This window comes from Enterobacter sp. 2VL, from assembly GCF_005503595.1.
Classification (GTDB): Bacteria; Pseudomonadota; Gammaproteobacteria; order Enterobacterales; family Enterobacteriaceae; genus Enterobacter; species Enterobacter cancerogenus.
The window spans coordinates 73967-92838 of record NZ_SCNE01000008.1; the positions used below are offsets into that span (position 1 = coordinate 73967).

The 18872-nt window shown below is 56.0% G+C and carries 22 protein-coding genes; 17 read left to right on the forward strand and 5 right to left on the reverse strand.

The annotated features are described in order from the left end of the window. The first annotated feature begins 6 nt into the window (after positions 1-6). From fliJ to FFS28_RS17585, 4 genes are read left to right on the forward strand one after another with little or no spacing between them, the layout of a single operon-like run. The gene (gene fliJ / locus FFS28_RS17570; protein WP_137903572.1) at positions 7-450 is read left to right on the forward strand and encodes a flagellar export protein FliJ; all 444 of its coding nucleotides are present in this window, start codon (positions 7-9) and stop codon (positions 448-450) included. Then, positions 451-1836, forward strand: a complete 1386-nt coding sequence (locus FFS28_RS17575; RefSeq protein WP_137903573.1) for a glycosyltransferase family 2 protein — start codon at positions 451-453, stop codon at positions 1834-1836. A 35-nt stretch (positions 1837-1871) separates the two neighbouring features. Further along, positions 1872-2810, forward strand: a complete 939-nt coding sequence (locus tag FFS28_RS17580) for a hypothetical protein (protein WP_212743978.1) — start codon at positions 1872-1874, stop codon at positions 2808-2810. Between the two features lie 38 nt (positions 2811-2848). Continuing rightward, positions 2849-3925: a glycosyltransferase family 2 protein gene (locus FFS28_RS17585; protein ID WP_137903575.1), complete on the forward strand. Its 1077-nt coding sequence runs from the start codon at positions 2849-2851 to the stop codon at positions 3923-3925. A 335-nt stretch (positions 3926-4260) separates the two neighbouring features. On the opposite strand, the gene FFS28_RS17590 is transcribed toward FFS28_RS17585, so the two are convergent. The 3 genes from FFS28_RS17590 to flgA form a co-directional block, all read right to left on the reverse strand. Continuing rightward, positions 4261-4698, reverse strand: a complete 438-nt coding sequence (locus tag FFS28_RS17590; protein ID WP_137903576.1) for a flagellar protein FlgN — start codon at positions 4696-4698, stop codon at positions 4261-4263. Between the two features lie 2 nt (positions 4699-4700). Beyond that, entirely contained in the window at positions 4701-4973 is a 273-nt protein-coding gene (gene flgM, locus FFS28_RS17595) for a flagellar biosynthesis anti-sigma factor FlgM (RefSeq protein ID WP_006177437.1), read from the reverse strand. A 120-nt stretch (positions 4974-5093) separates the two neighbouring features. After that, complete coding sequence (flgA, locus tag FFS28_RS17600) at positions 5094-5879, reverse strand: flagellar basal body P-ring formation chaperone FlgA (protein ID WP_137903577.1); 786 nt, start codon at positions 5877-5879, stop codon at positions 5094-5096. 86 nt (positions 5880-5965) lie between these two features. Here flgA and flgB point away from each other — a divergent pair, with 86 nt between their 5' ends. The 12 genes from flgB to FFS28_RS17660 are packed head-to-tail and all read left to right on the forward strand — an operon-like array spanning position 5966 to position 15720. Then, positions 5966-6316 carry a hypothetical protein gene (gene flgB, locus FFS28_RS17605; protein ID WP_006177433.1) on the forward strand — a complete coding sequence of 117 codons (351 nt, stop codon included), beginning with the start codon at positions 5966-5968 and terminating at the stop codon, positions 6314-6316. Between the two features lie 19 nt (positions 6317-6335). Beyond that, positions 6336-6761, forward strand: coding sequence for a flagellar basal body rod protein FlgC (flgC, locus tag FFS28_RS17610; RefSeq protein WP_006177431.1), 426 nt, complete (start codon positions 6336-6338; stop codon positions 6759-6761). A 3-nt stretch (positions 6762-6764) separates the two neighbouring features. Continuing rightward, positions 6765-7469 carry a flagellar hook assembly protein FlgD gene (flgD, locus tag FFS28_RS17615; RefSeq protein WP_058610799.1) on the forward strand — a complete coding sequence of 235 codons (705 nt, stop codon included), beginning with the start codon at positions 6765-6767 and terminating at the stop codon, positions 7467-7469. A gap of 12 nt (positions 7470-7481) precedes the next feature. Further along, positions 7482-8669: a flagellar hook protein FlgE gene (flgE, locus tag FFS28_RS17620; protein ID WP_137903578.1), complete on the forward strand. Its 1188-nt coding sequence runs from the start codon at positions 7482-7484 to the stop codon at positions 8667-8669. After that, positions 8669-9400, forward strand: coding sequence for a flagellar basal body rod protein FlgF (locus FFS28_RS17625; RefSeq protein WP_006177428.1), 732 nt, complete (start codon positions 8669-8671; stop codon positions 9398-9400). Before flgE ends, FFS28_RS17625 begins: the two co-directional genes overlap by 1 nt. 17 nt (positions 9401-9417) lie before the next feature. Then, on the forward strand, positions 9418-10203 hold the full coding sequence (gene flgG, locus FFS28_RS17630) for a flagellar basal-body rod protein FlgG (RefSeq protein WP_006177426.1): 786 nt from the start codon (positions 9418-9420) through the stop codon (positions 10201-10203). Positions 10204-10227: 24 nt separating this feature from the next. After that, positions 10228-10893, forward strand: a complete 666-nt coding sequence (gene flgH / locus FFS28_RS17635) for a flagellar basal body L-ring protein FlgH (RefSeq protein WP_058610796.1) — start codon at positions 10228-10230, stop codon at positions 10891-10893. Between the two features lie 11 nt (positions 10894-10904). After that, positions 10905-11996 (forward strand): flagellar basal body P-ring protein FlgI, encoded by a 1092-nt coding sequence (locus FFS28_RS17640; protein ID WP_042321141.1) that lies wholly within the window; start codon positions 10905-10907, stop codon positions 11994-11996. Between the two features lie 9 nt (positions 11997-12005). Next, positions 12006-12398 carry a rod-binding protein gene (locus FFS28_RS17645; RefSeq protein WP_137903579.1) on the forward strand — a complete coding sequence of 131 codons (393 nt, stop codon included), beginning with the start codon at positions 12006-12008 and terminating at the stop codon, positions 12396-12398. Positions 12399-12401: 3 nt separating this feature from the next. Next, positions 12402-13772 (forward strand): flagellar hook-associated protein FlgK, encoded by a 1371-nt coding sequence (flgK, locus tag FFS28_RS17650; RefSeq protein WP_137903580.1) that lies wholly within the window; start codon positions 12402-12404, stop codon positions 13770-13772. 20 nt (positions 13773-13792) lie between these two features. Beyond that, positions 13793-14710, forward strand: a complete 918-nt coding sequence (gene flgL, locus FFS28_RS17655) for a flagellar hook-associated protein FlgL (RefSeq protein WP_137903581.1) — start codon at positions 13793-13795, stop codon at positions 14708-14710. Then, positions 14710-15720: a hypothetical protein gene (locus FFS28_RS17660; RefSeq protein ID WP_137903582.1), complete on the forward strand. Its 1011-nt coding sequence runs from the start codon at positions 14710-14712 to the stop codon at positions 15718-15720. Before flgL ends, FFS28_RS17660 begins: the two co-directional genes overlap by 1 nt. A gap of 66 nt (positions 15721-15786) precedes the next feature. On the opposite strand, the gene FFS28_RS17665 is transcribed toward FFS28_RS17660, so the two are convergent. Together FFS28_RS17665 and FFS28_RS17670 are read right to left on the reverse strand one after the other, a co-directional pair. Next, positions 15787-16251 carry a hypothetical protein gene (locus tag FFS28_RS17665; protein WP_137903583.1) on the reverse strand — a complete coding sequence of 155 codons (465 nt, stop codon included), beginning with the start codon at positions 16249-16251 and terminating at the stop codon, positions 15787-15789. After that, positions 16229-17152 (reverse strand): winged helix-turn-helix domain-containing protein, encoded by a 924-nt coding sequence (locus tag FFS28_RS17670; RefSeq protein ID WP_058610793.1) that lies wholly within the window; start codon positions 17150-17152, stop codon positions 16229-16231. The genes FFS28_RS17665 and FFS28_RS17670 overlap by 23 nt, the downstream gene beginning before the upstream one ends. A 691-nt stretch (positions 17153-17843) precedes the next feature. Here FFS28_RS17670 and FFS28_RS17675 point away from each other — a divergent pair. Continuing rightward, complete coding sequence (locus FFS28_RS17675) at positions 17844-18695, forward strand: flagellin N-terminal helical domain-containing protein (protein ID WP_137903584.1); 852 nt, start codon at positions 17844-17846, stop codon at positions 18693-18695. The last annotated feature ends 177 nt before the right edge of the window (positions 18696-18872 follow it).

Below are 18872 nucleotides of genomic sequence, written 5' to 3' on the forward strand. Positions count from 1 at the left end.
TTCGCGATGAGCAAACTGATTACTACCCTTGAACAGCTACACCTAGTGCGCAACCGCGCGGTGAACGATCTCAGCGCCCGTCTGGCCTCCCAGCAGCAGCTGTGCCAGCGGCTGGAGAAGAATATTGACGCCCTGACCCACCTGGCGAACAACAGCGTGCAGGAGATGCAGGGCAGCGCAACGCTGCTGTGCAATCAGTCCGGCTATAAGCGCCATATTCAGCGCGTGATCGACTGGCAGAAGCAGGAGCAGGCGCTGGCGCACGTCGAGGCGCAAAAACTTCAGGGCAACCTGCTGGCGGAGTCTCGCCGCGAAAAAAGCCTCGAAGTGGTGCTGGAATCGCGTCGGAAAGAGCGTCGTCTGGCGCAGGAGCGCCGCGATCAGAAAACCACGGACGCGGTCTCCGCCCAGTGCTGGCTGCGTCAACAACAGGCACAGCGACACCGATAAATGAGCAACCTGATGCAGACGCTGCTGAAACGCCAGCAGCAGAAAAAGACCTACGCAACCCCGTTTGTGAGCGTCGTCTGTCCGACCTGGAATCGCCGGGCGTTTTTGCCCTATCTGCTCTATATCTTCCAGTATCAGGACTACCCGGCCGACAAGCGCGAGCTGATTATTCTTGATGATTCGGAACAGAGTAACGAAGACCTGATCGCCATGATGGTCGACCCTGCGGTGGGTAACGTGCGCTACGTGCACAGCCCGGAGCGGCTCGATCTCGGTAAGAAGCGCAACATGCTGAATGAGATGGCGAGCGGCGAATACATCCTCTGTTTTGACGATGACGACTATTATCCGCCGACCAAAATTAGCACGCAGGTGGCGGCGATGCAGCATAACAACGCGCTGTTTTCCGGTAGCGACACCATCTATATCTGGTACAGCCATCTCGATAAAATTTACCGCACGCACGCTTTTGGTGAGCGCCATGCGCTCAATGGCACGTTCGGCTATCACCGCAACTTCCTGAAAAATCACCGTTATGAAGACACGGCCACCCTCGCGGAAGAGCAGGCGTTTCTGAACAATTTCACCGCGCCGATACAGCAGATCGATCCGCGCGACGCAATTTTGTGTATCTCCCACAGCGCCAACACCTACGACAAAGATTTTGTGCTTGGCTCCTCCACGCCGGTGGACCTGACGCTGGAGGACTTTGTCACCGACCGCAACCTGCTGAGCCACTACCGGCGTCTGAGCCAGGCACCGCTGAGCACCTCGGTGGACTGGGCCGCGTTTGACAAGGTGGCGGTGATGTATGACCCGGCGCAGCCCGAAGTTCTTGCGGCGCAACTGCAGGCGCTCTCATCACTGGGGCTTGATAACCACCATCTGGTGCCGTTTGCCCACGACCCCGGCCATAGCGAGCTGGAGGCGCACATCCAGGTGCTGGACATGGCGCAACGTGAGCAGTGGCGCAGCGTGGTGCTGCTTGATGCTCGCCTGAAGTATGTGCGCAAAGAGAACTCGCTGAAAACGGTCAATCAGCTGCTGAGCCGTTTGCCGCATATCGACTGGCAGGTGGTGTTGTTGGGGGCGCGATATAACGACATCTCGCTCCTGAAAGCGTTGCCCGGCGTAGCGCGTGTGCTGAGCGCCGGTTGCGGCTGTGCCTATGCCGTTAACAGCAGCTATATCCCGACGCTGCGTGATTTTTACCAACAGGCGCACGAGCATGGCGTCAGCCTCGACGCCTGCTGGCCCATGCAGATGCAGTCTCACTGCTGGCTGGGGTTACAGCCCAGCTTTGCCTTTTTACCTGAGATCCCCGATCCCGCCAGCGGTGACGTTATCGACTGTACCCACTGGTTTTTTCGCAAAAACTTTCAATGAGTATCGCCGCCACTGTAGCGGCTGGAGCAGCATGTATGGAATTGATAGAACAGTACCAACCTGAATACGTGATCAGGTTTAACGCTCGCCACGCGGCGTGCGAATGCCCGGCCTGTCAGGACGCCGCTGGCGACTGGCCAAAAACGCGTCTGACGGCAGGAAACCAGCAGCGAGAGAGCCTCAACGCGGCCTGCGAAAGCGCGGCGCGGGAGATCCTGCTAAACCCGGAAGCGTTTATGCTGCATACCGGCGAAACCGAAATTGACGGCATTGCGGAGCATAGCCTCTGGGATGAAGCCTTAAACCAGCAGTGTATCAACATGGCGGTCCATCCAGGGCTGACGCTGGAAAGCCGCCTCTACGCCATCGGCGTGCTCCTCAGCAAGGCGCAGCGCTATCGTGATGAGAACCAGTGCGACCCGCAGGATCTGATCGCCATGGGCGAACAGCTTGCGCAGCTGGCTGAGGCGGGCATTTTAAACGAGCAACTGTCTCTGCTGCCGCCGATTGAGGTGAACCGCGTCGAGGCGCTGGGCGAGATGGGCGCAATGCGCCTGAACCTGAATGTGCCGGGTATGCAGAAAATGAAAATGATGCTCAAGCTGAGCGAGTTTTCCGTTATTGAGCCATCACGTATGCAGGAGCGCCTGCGTGAGCTGGAATTAACCGCCATACCTCTGCTGCAAGAGCAGCCGCATATTTTGCATAACCTGCTGCTTTACCGTTTGTACGATGGCTACCTTCCCGGCGTGAATTCCAGTAATTACGGGGTGGCTTTACTCGCATTAACCCGTCAATTCTTCCAGTTGAGAATGCTGTGCGCGCTATGGATTGAAGACAACGTTACGCTGAGCGAAGACGATTTTATTGTTCTTTTCTGCGCCTGGTATCACTGGCAGGTTCAACATCCCCTGATCGATAACGCAATGCACACCGCCGATTATACTCTGCTCTGCGGGTTGTCTCTGATTTAAAAAGGGCGGCCTGCGCCGCCATAGCAGGAAGCATAAAGATGCCTCAGGATTTTCTTTCCATCATTCTGCCGGTCTATAACGTTGAACGTTATCTTGAACGTTGTCTGGATTCGCTAGTAGCGCAGCGTTGCCAGAGGATGGAGATTATCGCTATTAACGATGGGTCGACTGACAATTCTCTGGCGATTTTGCAAAAATATGCCTCTCGTTTTCCTGCGTTACGCATTGTCAGTCAGGAAAATAAGGGGCTCGCGAGCGCAAGAAACGCAGCGTTAGACCTGGCGACCGGGAAATATATCTACTGCGTTGATTCCGATGATTATCTTTCACCGAAATGTGTTGAAACGATCCTCAATGAAATGGAGCAGAATGAACTTGATGTTTTATTCTTTTCAACGCATCTGGAAGATCATCTTGCTAATGATATTCATCCCGCCGCTGCCGTTTATTATCAACGCCCGAGAAAAATGATTGATAAGATTGTAGAGGCACAAACCTTTTTTAATGGCTGTATTACTGAGCGTGCCAGGGTTGGCTATGGCTATTCCGTTGTCGTTTGGGGATATGCATGGCGTCGTGAGCATTACGCCGATCTTCGTTTCCAGACCCGCTTTTTTGAAGATGAATACTTTACTACTGCGTTATTGTTAGGTCGTCCCCAGGCGAAGGTGAAATGTCTGGCAGACAGGCTATATCATCATCTTTTGCGTGAAGGGTCGATCACCACAACCGCAGGTCACGTTAAACGTACGCTGGCGATACTGGATACTTTCCGTCTGTTACTCCCGCTGGCGGGTGAAATAACGGATAAAAAAACCTTCCAGTGCCTGATGATGTATGCAGACATGCTTTACCTGGATGCTTTTACACACCAACTTCATGGCGTCACGCAGGTCTTTTCAGCACATAAAATGATTCGTTTTCTGACCGCTAGCCTGCACGAGCACTATTTAAACAGTGCAACGGAGAATGGTCTTTTTCTTATGCTGGCGCTTGTAGATAAAATCGCCAGTGACACGGAACTGACTGAAGACAGTGTCGTTAAAGAAACTATGGAGAGATTACGCCGGGCAATCGTCAACAAACGAGAATTACTTGCAATTTCTGTGTCGTAACTCGATGAATTAATCGGAAGTCAGGATCTGCCCTTAAAATTTACCAGGGGAACCCCTGTGTCTGCAGATGGTTAACAATAACTGCCGGATTCATGACTATTTTCATAAAAAGGCCTGGGGGGGAGGGGGAGTTTATGTCATTCCTCCCTCAGCATAAATTCGGCCATTTTTAAAAAGAGCGTGGCGGGGTGATAGTGCTTCAGGCATTTAAACGCTGTGCGGCGTCAGAGCTTCAGCCTGGCTGGCGGCATAAAGGTAGAGGTATCCCCCATTGCCGCGTCCAGATACACGTAAATTTTCTTCATTTGATGTCTGGCCTGAGCGTCGCGGCAGCGTTAACCCTGCTCATACAGCCAGTTTTCCGGCTCGCTGATATTTAACAGATTTTGCAGAATGTCCTGCTGCATGGTCAGCACCGTAATATTGCGATCATTCAGCGCCTTGCACTCGGCGGCGACCTGTTCAAGGGAACCCCAGAGGGTGGTTAACTGTTTTTGGTGGGCAGCAGGAAGGCGAGAAAAGAGCGTGCGCAGGCCGGGCGTGCCGACGGGAATACCCAGCTGGGTGAGCAGCTGGTAGCGCTGTTTGCTGTTGTGCGACAACTGCTCGTAGCAGGCGATAAGCTGTGAGTTAAGCTGGTCCAGCTTTGCCGTATCGCGTGCGATAAGCCACTGGCGCTGGTCGGCGAGCAGGGTTTTCAATTTGCCATAGGTGTCGCGGTCTTCGACCATACCCTGAACCAGCGTTTTGACGCACTGTGCGGCGTTACTCATTTTTACCTCTGATAATATTTCTCGATTGCGCTGGTCAGCGAGTCAAGATCGACGCTGATTTTCCCGCTGGCAATCGCTTCTTTCATACTGGCTACACGCGCCATATCGACCTCTGGCAGAGCTGCCATCTGGGTCTGCGCATCGCCAAGAACGGGGTCGATGGCTGCGGTTTTTGTCGTTTTCATCTCTTCAGCGCCGGTCTTGCGCACCGGGGCCGCAGAGCTGGCCTGGTTGATCGCGCTCGTCATTGCATACTGGCTGGATGTCACTTTCATCGCATTACTCCATCATCGGATTTTTATTGGTCGTTTTCGCCGGGGCGGAAAGTGGCTTTCCGGGCGCCTTACCAGGGTAAAGCGGCGCATGAACGGCAAAACTTAAACGCGGCGAGGATTTTATTTCGCCGCGGTATAGCCGGTTCTGACAACGCCCATATCAATGACCATTGCCGTCACTTCGCGTTCGCTGCTCTCGTTTTTCACCTTGATCATCTCCCCTTTACGGCCCTTTTTCGACGCAATCCCCATGGTGCGTGCTTCCACGCCGTCCTGGTCGGCAATCATTAACACCCGCTGGCCGCGCTCGACCATGACCGGTGAATCCAGCTGGCTCAGGCTCAGCGGCTGCAGCTCGCGGATACGGCGTTTCAGCGTCAGGCCCACCACGTCGTCCGGGCGGGTGATGTAGCCGCTGCGCAAATTGCTGATATTGAATTTTCTGCGCGTGATGTCGGATGCGGTCATCACGTGCCCGCGCTCCAGGGTGTTTTTGGCCATCAGCACCTGCAGGTAGATGTCCGGTTTGACCGTGACGGCGATGTCCCACCCGCTTGCGGCGTCGCAGCGCACGTCAAAGCGCAGGCGGCGCAAGTCCAGGCGCTCGCCGCCCGGTGAGCTGATGCTCAGCGGCACGGGGCACGGGGCGTAGTTCGATATCTCGGCGGGAATAAACAGGTTGAGCTTCGCCTGGTAATCCTCCCAGCGCTGACGTTCCGCCTCATGACGAATAAGGTCGGCGGCCTGCTGCTGAACGCGGGCATAAACCTGCTTGCGCGCGGTGGAGGGCTGCGGCTGTGCCACGGCGGAAAACGCGAGAAAGCAGAGCAGCGCGGCCGGCATGGTCCGGCGGAAACGGCGCTTCCCGTTTGCGGTCGCGGTTGTAGGTAAATCTTTATAAATCATGATGTTGTAAACCTGGCACGATAGTTGCTTTAAAAGGCTGAAGCAACAGGACTATCGCAGCGTCCATCATCACGAAGGAGTGAGTTGTGAGTATTACGTTTGATAAGGCATTGGGTGTTCATCCGCAGGCTGTAGCACTTCGACTTTCCAGGGCGGAACTGCTTTCAGCAAATCTGGCTAACGTCGATACCCCCAATTTCCAGGCTAAAGATATTGATTTTGCCGCTGAGATGCAACGTTCGCAGCGGGATTTCTTTCCCGGCTCAGCGCCGCAGGAGATGTATCGCGTGCCCTATCAGCCCTCCTCGGACGGCAACACCGTCGCGCTGGATGTGGAACAGGCGGAGTTTTCTAAAAACGTGCAGGACTACCAGATGAGCCTGGCGTTTTTAAACATGAAATTCACCGGCCTGAAGAAGGCAATTGAAGGTAAGTAATTGAATCAGGTGACAGAAAATGGCTTTTAGCGATATCTACCGCGTTTCGGGTTCAGCAATGACGGCGCAAACCGTTCGCCTGAATACCATCGCCAGTAACCTCGCCAACGCCGAAACCCCGGCGGTGGATGAGGGGAATGTGTACAAGGCGCGTCGTCCGGTATTTGCCGCGGTTTACCAGAACGATGAGCTGATGAGCGACAAGGCCCTGTCCGGTGCCCGCGTTCAGGTTCTGGACGTGGTGGAGTCAGGAAATGCGGTGCAGCGCTACGAGCCGCATCACCCGATGGCTAACCCGGACGGCTACGTCTGGTACCCGGACATCAACGTGGTGGAAGAGATGGCCGACATGATGTCGGCGTCGCGTAACTTCGAAACCAACGTCGATGTTCTTAACAATGTGAAAAGCATGCAGCAGAGCCTGCTGCGTCTTGGTGAGGCGTAATACATGAGCGTAAACGGCGTTTCGACTCAAGCGAGCGATACCGCAACCACAACGGACAGCGGCATCGCCCCCAACGACAACAGTGCAGCAGGGATGACCAATCTCTTTATGAAGCTGCTGGTGGCGCAGATCCAGAACCAGGATCCGCTTAACCCGACGGACGGGACCGAGTACGTCGGCCAGCTCGCGCAGCTGACGCAGGTGCAGTCGATGGAAAACATGACGGTGGGGATGCAGAACATCGGCGTGCTGATGGACAACCTGCAAACCCTGTCGACGGGCAACCTCGTCGGGCAAAAAGTGATGGTGCAAACCGACACGCTCCAGACCGATGGCAGCACCAGCGTCGATGGCCGCCTGACGCTGGAACATGCTGCCAATACCGTTACCGTCATTCTGAAAGACGAGAGCGGCAAGGAAACCAAAGTTGAGCTGGGCAAGCAGGAAGCCGGAGAGGTGAACTTTACCGTCGACCCGAAAGCACTGGGGCTGAAAGAGGGTAAATACACCATGACGGTCGTTACCGACACCGATGAGCAGAAGGTGCCGATCGAAGTGAGCGGCGTGGTGAACAACGTGCGTATCCCCGTCGATGGCAGCGCGATTGTGCTCAATATTCCGGGCATTGGCGATGTGCCTTATCACCAGATTACGCAGTTTGGCCAGACGCAGTCGAACACCAACACTTCCAAAAAATTGATGAGTTAATCAGGAACCTTTATGAGCTTTGATATTGCAATTTCTGGCTTGAACGCCATCAACGAGCAGCTGGGCGCGATCTCTAACAACATTGCTAACTCCGGGACCGTGGGCTTTAAGTCTGGCCGTGCGGAGTTTGCGTCTCTGTATGCCGAAGGTCAGCCGCTGGGCGTGGGTGTGACCAACGTTGCGCAGAGTATTTCCAAAAACGGAACCGTTTTTGCCTCTGCCAGCAGTCTCGATCTGGCGATCAACGGCCAGGGCTTTTTCGTCATGCGCGACAGTTCAGGCACCACGGCCTATACCCGCGCGGGCTACATGCAGACCGACAGCAACGGTAATTTGGTCAATAACCAGGGCATGTACCTGCAGGGTTATCCCGTCGATGCCAACGGCGTGATCCAGACCGGGACCGTCGGCAACCTGACCATCAGCAGCGGCTCACTTCCGGCAAAAGCAACCAGCTCGCTGGACTTCACGGCTAACCTCAACGCCAACGAGGACAAACCGAAGACGGCAACGTTTGATCCGACCGACGAAACCTCCTACAACCACACCTACGCCACCCAGGTGTATGACTCGTTAGGCCGTGAACACACCCTGAAGCAGTACTTCGTGAAAACCGACGATAACACCTGGCAGGTGCACTACTACATGGACGATAAGTCCATGGGCGACGCGAAGGACATGACCTTTAACGAGCAGGGCATTCTGTTGAAGCCTAACGGTGCGGTCAATCTCACTGCTGCCATCTCCGGTGCGGACAGCATTTCCCTGGACCTGAACTACAACGGCACGACCCAGTTCGGCTCTGATTTCTCCGTCAGCAAAAACAACGGTAATGGCTATGCCTCCGGCGAGCGTACCGGCCAGACCATTGATAAAGACGGCAGCGTATACGCGACCTTCTCTAACGGCGAGCGTCTGCTGCAGGGGCAGGTGGTCCTGGCGAACTTCTCTAACCCGAACGGCCTGTCCTCACAAAACGGCACCACCTGGACGCAGACCGCCAGCTCCGGCGCACCGCTGCTCGGCACGCCGGGGACTGGATTGCTGGGCGCGTTGACCTCCAACACCCTGGAAGCCTCTAACGTGAACCTGACGGATGAACTGGTCGGGCTGATGACCGCCCAGCGTAACTATCAGGCCAACACCAAAGTGATCAGCACCAACGACAGCATGATGACGGCGCTGTTCCAGGCGGTGTAATGGACCACTTAATCTATACCGCCGTGAGCGGGGCCTCCCGTAGCCTCGCGCAGCAGCAGATCCACGCCAACAACCTGGCGAACGTCAACACGCAGGGGTTCCGTCACGATCTGGATAACGCCCTGTCGCAGCAGATCCAGGGCGAGGGGTATGCCTCGCGCTTTCTGGTGCAGCAGCAGCAGGGCGGCGTTGACCTGACGCCGGGCGCCACGCGCGACACCGGGCGCGATCTCGACGTTGCCATCAAAGGCAGCGGCCTGATTGCGCTGGTGAGCGGCAACCGTGAGGTCTATACCCGCAACGGCCAGATCCAGGTCGGCCCGGAAGGGGATCTGACCATCGACGGCCTGCCCGTGGCTGGCGACAACGGCCCGATTGTGCTGCCGCCGTTCTCGTCCATCAACATCGCTGACGACGGCGTGATCTCCATCGTACCGGACGACGGCAACGTGGCCGCGCCGATGGACGTCGACCGCATCAAGCTGGTGGACATCCCCGCGTCGCAGCTCAGCAAAGATGCGGCCGGATTTATGATCACTAACGCCAACGTCAATCCGCGCACGGAGGAGGTGGAGCTGGTCTCGGGCCATCTCGAAAGCTCTAACGTGTCGGCGATTTCTGAGATGGTCGCCAGCATTGCCCTTAACCGCCAGTTCGAAGCGCAAATCAAGATGATGAAGGCGGCGGAAGATCTGGCGACGGCAGGCAACCGCCTGCTGCGTAACACCTGATGTAGTAAGGAATAACGATGAATCCTGCTTTATGGATCAGTAAAACCGGTCTTGCCGCGCAAGACGCCAAGATGAGCGCAATCTCCAATAACCTGGCGAACGTTAATACCACCGGGTTCAAGCGCGACCGCGTGATGTTCGCCGATCTGTTTTACCAGAATCAGCGCACTCCGGGCGGCCAGCTTGATCAGAACAACACCTCGCCAACCGGTATTCAGTTCGGGACCGGCGTAAAAATCCTCGGCACCCAGAAAGAGTTCTCGACCGGCAACATTCAGAACACCGGACAGAAGCTGGACGTGGCGATCACCGGTCAGGGCTTTTTCCAGGTTGAAACCAGCGATGGCGATATTGCCTATACCCGCGCCGGTAACTTCCAGAAAAACCCGGACGGCATGCTGACCAATGCGCAGGGGCTGCCGCTGGTGCCGCAGATTGAGCTGCCGGACAACGTGAAAGATATCCAGATTGGCAAAGACGGCACCGTCACCGCCACGGTGGCGGGCGAAACCGATCCGGTGGAGCTGGGCCAGATTACGCTGGTCAATTTCGTCAATCCGGCCGGACTGGAAGCCATCGGCGGCAACCTGTATCGCGAAACGGCAGCAAGCGGTGAAGCGGTAGAGGGCGTGGCGGGAGAAGAGGCGTTCGGTCAACTCGAGCAGGGGTCGCTGGAAGGCTCGAACGTCCAGGTGGTGGAAGAGATGGTCGATATGATCACCGTCCAGCGCGCCTATGAGATGAACGCCAAAATGGTCTCGGCGGCGGATGACATGCTGAAGTTTGTCACGCAGTCGATGTAACGCGTGAAGCGAAGTGAACGAAAAATGAAAAAGCAGTTAGTTATCGGCTTTTTTGCGCTGCTGCTGGCCGGGTGTGAAAGCCCGGCCCTGCTGGTGCATAAAGACGACGCGGCCTTCGCGCCGCCGGAAGATTTTAGTCTGCCACCCACTCAGGTACAGGGGGGCGGTCTCTACAACGCCAATTACAACTGGTCGTTAACCCAGGATCGCCGCGCCTACCGCGTGGGCGACATTCTGACGGTAAAGCTGGATGAATCCACCCAGGCCAGCAAGCAGGCGCGCACCAACTTTGGTAAGAAAAACGACGTCTCTATCGGCGTGCCGGAGGCCTTCGGCCACTCGGTGGATAAGCTCTCGGGTTCGATAGACGGCAACCGTAACTTCAATGGTAATGCCACCTCGCAGCAGCAGAACAGCCTGCGCGGTGCCATCACCGTTGCGGTCTACAAGGTGCTGCCGAACGGCGTGCTGGCGATCCGCGGGGAAAAATGGCTCACCCTCAACCAGGGGGATGAGTACATGCGTGTCACCGGGCTGGTGCGTGCGGAGGATATCGAGCGCGATAACTCGGTCTCGTCTCAGCGCATTGCTAACGCGCGGATCTCCTACGCCGGACGCGGCGCGCTCAGCGACGCCAACTCGGCAGGCTGGCTGACCCGCTTCTTCAACCATCCGCTGTTCCCGATTTAATGGAGTCTGCCATGCGTAAAGCAATGCTATTTCTGATGCTGCTGTGGTCGACAGGCGCGGCGGCGGAGCGTCTGGGCAACGTCGTGGATATTCAGGGCGTGCGCGGCAACCAGCTGGTGGGCTACAGCCTGGTGGTTGGCCTGGACGGGACCGGCGATAAAAATCAGGTGAAGTTTACCAGCCAGTCGGTGACCAACATGCTGCGCCAGTTTGGCGTTCAGCTGCCGACCAAAATTGACCCGAAGGTGAAGAACGTCGCCGCCGTGGCGATCAGCGCCACGCTGCCGCCGGGCTACGCGCGGGGTCAGGCGATTGACGTGACCGTCTCCTCGATCGGCGATGCCAAAAGCCTGCGCGGCGGAACGCTGCTCCTCACTCAGCTGCGCGGTGCGGACGGTGAAGTCTACGCCCTGGCGCAGGGGAACGTGGTGGTCGGCGGCGTTAAGGCCGAAGGCAACAGCGGCTCCAGCGTGACCATCAATACTCCCACCGTGGGCCGCGTGCCGAACGGCGGCTCGGTGGAGCGCGAAATTGCGTCCGATTTTCAGCAAAACCAGCAGGTGATCCTCAACCTGAAACGCCCTAGCTTCAAAACCGCCAACAGCGTGGCGGTTGCGCTGAACAATGCGTTTGGCTCGGGCACGGCGACGGCGCAGAGCGCGACGAACGTGGCGGTTAACGCCCCGCTGGCTGCCGGTGAGCGCGTGGCCTTTATGTCGATGCTGGAAGATGTGCAGATCAACGCCGGCAAGCAGCCGCCGCGCGTGGTGTTTAACGCCCGCACCGGAACGGTGGTGATTGGCGACGGCGTGGTGGTGCGCGCGGCGGCGGTGTCGCACGGCAATCTGACCGTGACCATCCGCGAATCGTCCAACGTCAGCCAGCCGGGCGCCTTTAGCCAGGGCCGGACCGTGGTCACCCCGGACAGCGACGTCAACGTCGATCGTGGCCGTGGGCAGATGGTTGAGATCTCGGCGGGAACCAGCCTGCGCAGCATTGTGAACACGCTGAACAGCCTGGGTGCCGCGCCGGACGACACGATGGCGATCCTGCAGGCGCTGCATGAAGCGGGCGCGCTGGATGCGGAACTGGTCGTCATTTAAGGAGACAGCATGCTACAGGCGATTCACTCTCAGACCAGCGTACTGCCCGGTGATATCACCGGGCAGGTGAAACCGCAGAACCTTGAGCAGGCGGCGGAGCAGTTCGAAGCCATGTTTTTACGCTCAATGATGAAACAGATGCGAAAAGCGTCGCAGGCGCTGGTGGACGATAACCCGTTCGACAGCAAACAGCAGCGCATGATGCAGGAGTTCTACGACGATAAGCTCACCTCTCAGCTGGCGTCACAGCGCAGCACCGGCATGGCGCAGATGATTATTGCGCAGTTGGGGCCGCAGGAGAGCGCGTCGCTTAAGAATGGGTCCCGCGCGGTCGCTTTAGAGGAACATCTACAGGAATTAAAAACCCCCGTTGTGCCGGTAATGCGTCGCGGGCAGGAGTAAACCATGAACATGATCAATATTGCCTGGAGCGGTTTGCAGGCGGCGCAGTTTGGGATGAGCGTGACCTCTATGAACATCTCCAACGCGCTGACGCCGGGCTACAGCCGTCAGGGTATTATCCAGAGCTCGGTGGTGACCATGGGCCAGGGCGGCATGTCCGCCGGGGCCGGGGTGCAGGTCGAGAGTATTCGCCGCGTCTCCGATCAGTACCTGACCAATCAGGTGTGGCAGAGCAACAGCAAGGCCAACTATTACGGCATCAACAACCAGTATCTCAGTTCGCTTGAGAAAGTGATCGGCACCGATTCCACCAGCCTGGGTACCGGCCTGGACGACTTCTTTTCCGCCTTAAACGCGTTAACCAAAGAGCCAGAAAGTGACGCCACCCGTAAGCAGTTGCTGAACCAGGCCGGCTCGCTGGCGACCCGCTTTAACAACATGAACGACTTCATCAACAGCCAGAAGACGTCGGTCACTAACCAGCGCAACACTATGGTAGGGCAGATCAACAGCCTGACGGCGGGCATCGCGGATTACAATAAAAAAATCATGGAGATGGACTCCACCGGCGGCAACAGCAACGTGCTGCGCGATCAGCGCGATGAGCTGGTCAAACAGCTAAGCACCTATGCCGATGTGAAAGTCACTGAGGACAGCAACGGCAGCTACGCCGTGGCGATGAAAAACGGCCAGCCGCTGGTCAGCGGCAAAGTGGCGGGCGAGCTGAGCAGCAGCCTCGACGGCAACGGTAATCCGGTGTTAAGCCTGAACTTCTCCAATACCAGCTTTTCATTAAATCCGTCGACGGGCGGGCAGCTCGGGGCGCTGTACGACTATGAAACCGGCGAACTGGCGCAGATGCAGTCGTCGGTGCAGGGCATGGCAGAGGCCGTGGCAACGCTCTTCAACGACCAGCTGGCGAAAGGCTTCGATAAGAACGGCAACCCCGGTAAACCGCTGTTCACCTTTGACCTGAAAAACCCGGCCGGGATTTTGCAGGTTACCGATCTCACGCAGGATGAGCTGGCCCTCTCCGACAACCCGGACGAGCAGGGCAACGATGGCAACTTGCAGGCGCTGATTAAGCTTAAAAACCAGAAGGTCGACATCGGCGGCATGGGCAACATGAGCCTCAACGAAGGGGCCGCGGCGATCATCTCCAATATCGGTATCGCCAGTAAAAAATCCAAAAGCGAGTTTGAGGCGGCACAGGGCGTGTTCGAACAGGCGCAACTGCAGCGCAATAACCTCAGCGCGGTAAACAATGACGAAGAGGCGATTAACCTGCAGGTTTACATGCAGGCGTATCAGTCCAACGTCAAGGTGATTGCCACCGGCAACCAGATTTTCAACGACCTGTTAGGCCTGTTTTAACCGGTTTAAGGAACCCAACTATGCGAATCAGTAGTCTTTATAACTCCGATGCCATGATGGCGCAGCTTGGTGTTAATGGCACCCGCATGAGCAAGCTGATGGAACAGATGGCCACGCAGAAGCGGATCAACGTCCCGTCCGACGATCCGGTTGCCGCCACGCGCCTGGTGCAGCTTAACCGCGAGCAGGCGGCCATTAAGCAGTACCAGAGCAACATCACCGGCCTGAGCGGTTCACTCTCCGTTCAGGAGGCGCAGGTGACCGCCATGAGCAACCAGCTGCTGTCAATGAACGATAAGCTGCTGGCCGCCGCCAACGGCACCCACAGCAGTGAAGATATGAAAGGATTTGGCGCGGAGCTGTCGTCCATGCTCGATTCGCTGGTGGCGTCGATCAACGCCCAGAACGAAAGCGGCGGATACCTCTTCTCCGGCACCAAAACCGACACCAAACCGGTGGTTTGGGATGAAACCCAGGGTAAATACGTTTATCAGGGCAATAACGGCACGCGTGAAACCACGGTGGCGAATGGTGTAAACGTGACGGAAAACACCAACGTCACGGCGGCGTTCTCCGGCAGCGGCGACGATCTGGAGATGCTGAACAAGCTTAAGGCGTTGAGCGATAAGATGCAGGATCCGGATGTGCCGCTCGAGGATTATCAGGACGATATCAACGAGATGATTTCGCTTTCCGGTCAGACCCGTGACAAAGTGGCGGCGCTGTTTACCGACCTGGGTGGCCGTCAGAACCGCCTGACGATGCTGGCCGATGCGCATACGGATGTCAGCATGGCAAACGACCAGGTGGTGCGCGATCTCTCCGACACCGACTGGGCCACCACCAGTATCAACCTGCAGTTGTTCCATAACTCGGTGCAAATCACCAACAAAGCGTACAGCATGATCAGCCAGCTCTCGCTCTTCAGTATGTTGTAATGGTTATGCAAGTCGGCTTAAAAACAACCTCGTTAACCACCACGCCCGGCGCCGTCAGAACGACGCCGGGCGCGGCACCCTCTATTGCGCGTACCGGGCAGGCGGAAAACGTACGTCACAACGCGCCGCCGTTTCCCGAATCTGCGCTGCTTTCACGACGCCCGCTGCGCTACAACGTACAGCTTAATCAGCAGCTCACGGCGGTGCAAAAGGCGGAAAATTATCTCTCAGAAACCGAGACGCAGCTGCTGATGCTGCGCCATCAGGCGACGCGCGGCAACGCCAGCGAGCCGTCGGCCTCCGTTAACGCGCTGTTGCAGCAGCGCAGCACGCTGTCGGGCGGAACGGTTGACCGCAACTTTAACGTCACCTTGCAGCAAAAAAGCCAGGTGACGTTTACCCTGCCGGGGCTGGAAAAAATACTCGAACAAACCCCGGGCGAGACGCTGGTTTTTGCGCTCGGTGGCAGCAAGCGTGAGCTGACGGGCGTGTCGATACCGGCAAACGCCACGCCGCGTCAGGCGCTGGTAAAGCTCAACGTCGGGCTGGGTCGGCTGGGCATTCACGCCGCGTTAAAAAGCGACGGGCAGGCGGTGTTTCAGGTGGATGAGGCGCGCTGGCCGCGGGTAAGCCAGCATTTGAGCGTGCGCGGTGAAGGGCAACAGTTCCCGGCGGAGGCCTTTACGCTGCTCGCGCCACAGGCGGAAGCCAGCCAGGAGGATGAAGTCGGGCAGCTTACGCGCCAGTGGGAGCGGGGGGCCAGCGGCAAGCTTCAGCAGACGCTGGAAAAAATCACCCGCGAGCGGAGCAAGCTGCATCAGCATCAGGAGCGCGTCTCATCGCGTATTCAGGATATGTCAACGGCCTATACGCCGCGCGAAGCGCTCGACACGGCGCGGGCGCTGGGCGATGCGCTGGCGAAAAGCGGTAAGCAGTTCGGATTGCTTTCACAGGCGCTGTCGGCGCAGGGGAACGTTTCGCTGACCACGGTGAAGAATTTATTGGGTTAAGCTTTTTTTCCGGCCGGGGCGGCTGATGGCTGCCGCCCCGACGTCTTGCGGAAACCGCCTCTGCGTTTACTTGCGCAGGGGATACAAAAATATCGCCCCGCTTTGCCCTGCCACCAGCTGTTCGGCACTGCCATCGACCGGCTGCATCCAAAAATCAACGTGCATCAGCATATCCACCAGGCCATCAATCATCAGCCCCTTCTGGGCGGTGCTGTAGTAGATCGGCGTATAGGAATAGAACCGCTTACCGTTTTGCTCGTTGATTTCGGTGAATTTGCCCTTCAGCACGAACCGGTTGTCATTCGGGCTGGTGATGGTCGTCAAAATGGCATGGTTGACGGTTTGCATATGCGAGTCGTAAATCTCTTTACGTTTCGACATGAGATCGTAAAAGCCCAGCTGCAAAAACCCTTCGATATTGGCCTGCGGCGAAACGGGGGGGTGCCATACCCGCACGCCGGTAAAGACCGCGGCGGCAATCAGAACGTAGCTCAGCAGCCACTTCCAGTTAAGAACAGGTTTCCATCTCACTGATTTTCCTCCTCGTTTCGCGAAGTATGAGATTGTTCAGTTGCGTCGGGTCGATGCGCCAGTGGTAAATCGCCATCACCAGCTGTTTGCTGTCGCAGCGGCTTTTTAACGCGAAGGTGTAGTTCAGCGTCTGGTTGATGCTCTGGTAATAGACGGTCATCTGCACTGACTGCGGCTTGAGTTGCTGATTAATGGCGTAAAGCGAATCTTTAATCTTGCTGTAAAAATCCTCTTTATTCATCGCCAGGCGGTTGGCTTCGGAGATCTCGTAGATGCGGATATTGCTGTAAACGCCCGTCTCTTGTTCGGTTGCGATCAGGCGTGAACCCTGCGACGTGGCGTATTGCCAGCCCGCCGCCCCGCTGATAGCCACCACGATGAAAACCAGTAAAGCGATGAACAGGTGATGACGCCGTGGCCGCGGTGCGTCCTGAAAGGTCATCGCCTGGAGCTGAACGGCTTCCGGCTCCGGCTGAACGAGGAGATCCGGCGCGGGCGGCAGTACGTCTGGCTCCTCGGTCACAACCTCCTCAACCTGCGCGGCGGGCGGCTCGATGTCTTCACTGTCATGCTCAACGGCGCGGCACCAGGCCTGCTCCAGCAAATACCCTTTTTTGGGAATGGTTTTAATAATTTTTTGAGCTTTGCCGTCATCTTCCAGCGCGGTGCGTAATGCGTGAATGGCGTTTGGAAGGCTATTATTCCCGATAACCCGCCGCTCCCAGACGAGGGTGGTAAGTTCTTCTCGGGTCAGTATTTTTCCGGCATTGTTTACAAGGACATCAAGTAGCTTTAATTGATACTCGCCCAGACGTTTTCTTTCACCTGTAACAAGGCTAATAATCGCGCCTGAGGGTAAATCGACTAACCAGTTGTTGATTGAATAATAGGTTTTATTCATGGCAAGTGATGGTGGATATCCACTCCTGAAGAATTTAATTTGCCAGGCATTGTGCACAAGTTAAGCACAATGCTTAATGTAAATTAATCATTAAGTCCGTTTAAAATTCGCTGGGAATTGCCGCTTGCCTGCGGAAATGGTGCAAAGAAAAGACACAGCCTGGTGTGAAAAGCCAACATTCCCGATTTCCAGGAGGAAAGTCAGCCAGGCATTTTAAGCCTTTTCGTAGGCGTGATTAGGAAGATTCGCTTCCGGGAGACATTTTTACGCTATAAAAGTGTGATGTGCAACAAATTATTAAGCAAATAATTTGATGGCGTATTAATACACTTAATGAAAAGTTAAAAAAGATGGAGTGTTGATATTTTTATTAACATCTTTTGCCGCATTGTAATTAATTTGATCGACGTCGGTATTTTGCGAATGAGAGTCTTTCCTGTTCGTGAATAAAAAACGTAAGAATTTGTTATATGAATTTAAGTTTCAGCGTTGTTGTGCCGCTTCTATTTCTTTTTTAATTGTTTTTTAAGTTCTTTCTTATTCGCTTTCCGGCTAAGCGCGCGTACCGGGTGCGATAAACAGATAAATAATTTTTTTTCATTTTCGATTTAATTCGCCATCACGCTGTGTCGTTTTACCTGAGTACCAGAGAGAAGAACCTGACAGACAGGTTCATAAGGAGAATTCAAACATGGCACTTTCTATTTTTACTAACGCCTCTTCCATGGCTTCTGTTAACGCGCTGAATAAATCCAACAGCATGCTGTCCACTGCTATGGAGCGTCTGGGTACCGGTAAACGCATCAACTCCGCAGCGGATGACGCAGCAGGCCTGCAGATCGCTACCCGCCTTCAGGGGCAGTCCAACGGTATGGCCGTTGCACAGCGCAACATCTCTGACGCAACCGCACTGCTGCAGACCGCTGAAGGCGCGTTTGATGAAGTGAGCAACATCATGTACCGCATGAAAGACCTCGCTTCCCAGGCCGCGAACGACACCAACGGCAAAGATGATCGTGCAGCGCTGCAGTCCGAAATGGACGAGCTGAACGCTGAACTGTCCAACATCATGGGCAACACCAAGTATGCGGGTGAGAGCCTGTTTGCTGCCAGCGGTAAATTCACCAAGGCGATGAACTTCCAGATCGGTGCATCTAAAGATGAAAGCCTGTCTGTGGATATCAGCGATGAACTGAAAGCAGTGGCGGGTGCAAGCGGCATGCAGGGTCTGACCGGCTCCGGTAACACCATTACTACCGTTTCTGGCGCGCAGGCGATGATGGACAAAATCGAAACCGCCGTTGCTTCCGTGGGTACCCTGCGTTCTAAGCTGGGTGCGAACATCAACCGTCTGGGCCACACCGCGGCTAACCTGGCGAACATGAAAGACAACACCGACCTGGCGCTGGGTAACATCCGCGACGCTGACTTTGCCTCCGAGGCGTCCAGCATGACGCGTAACCAGATGCTGGCGCAAACCAGTATGTCCATGCTGAAACAGTCCAACAGCATGTCCGGTATGGTGATGTCCCTGCTGGGCTAATCATCCACACCGTTGCAATAAACACCGCTGTAAGGCGGTGTTTTTGTTTGCGGCACTTCCCTTCCTGCTATTTCCCATCCGGGGAAAGTTGCCTTCCCTCTAAATTGTAACGTACTGAATAGTAACAATATAAAAATTGGCACGACAGTTGCATAAAGCAGATGTGGTTTAGCAACA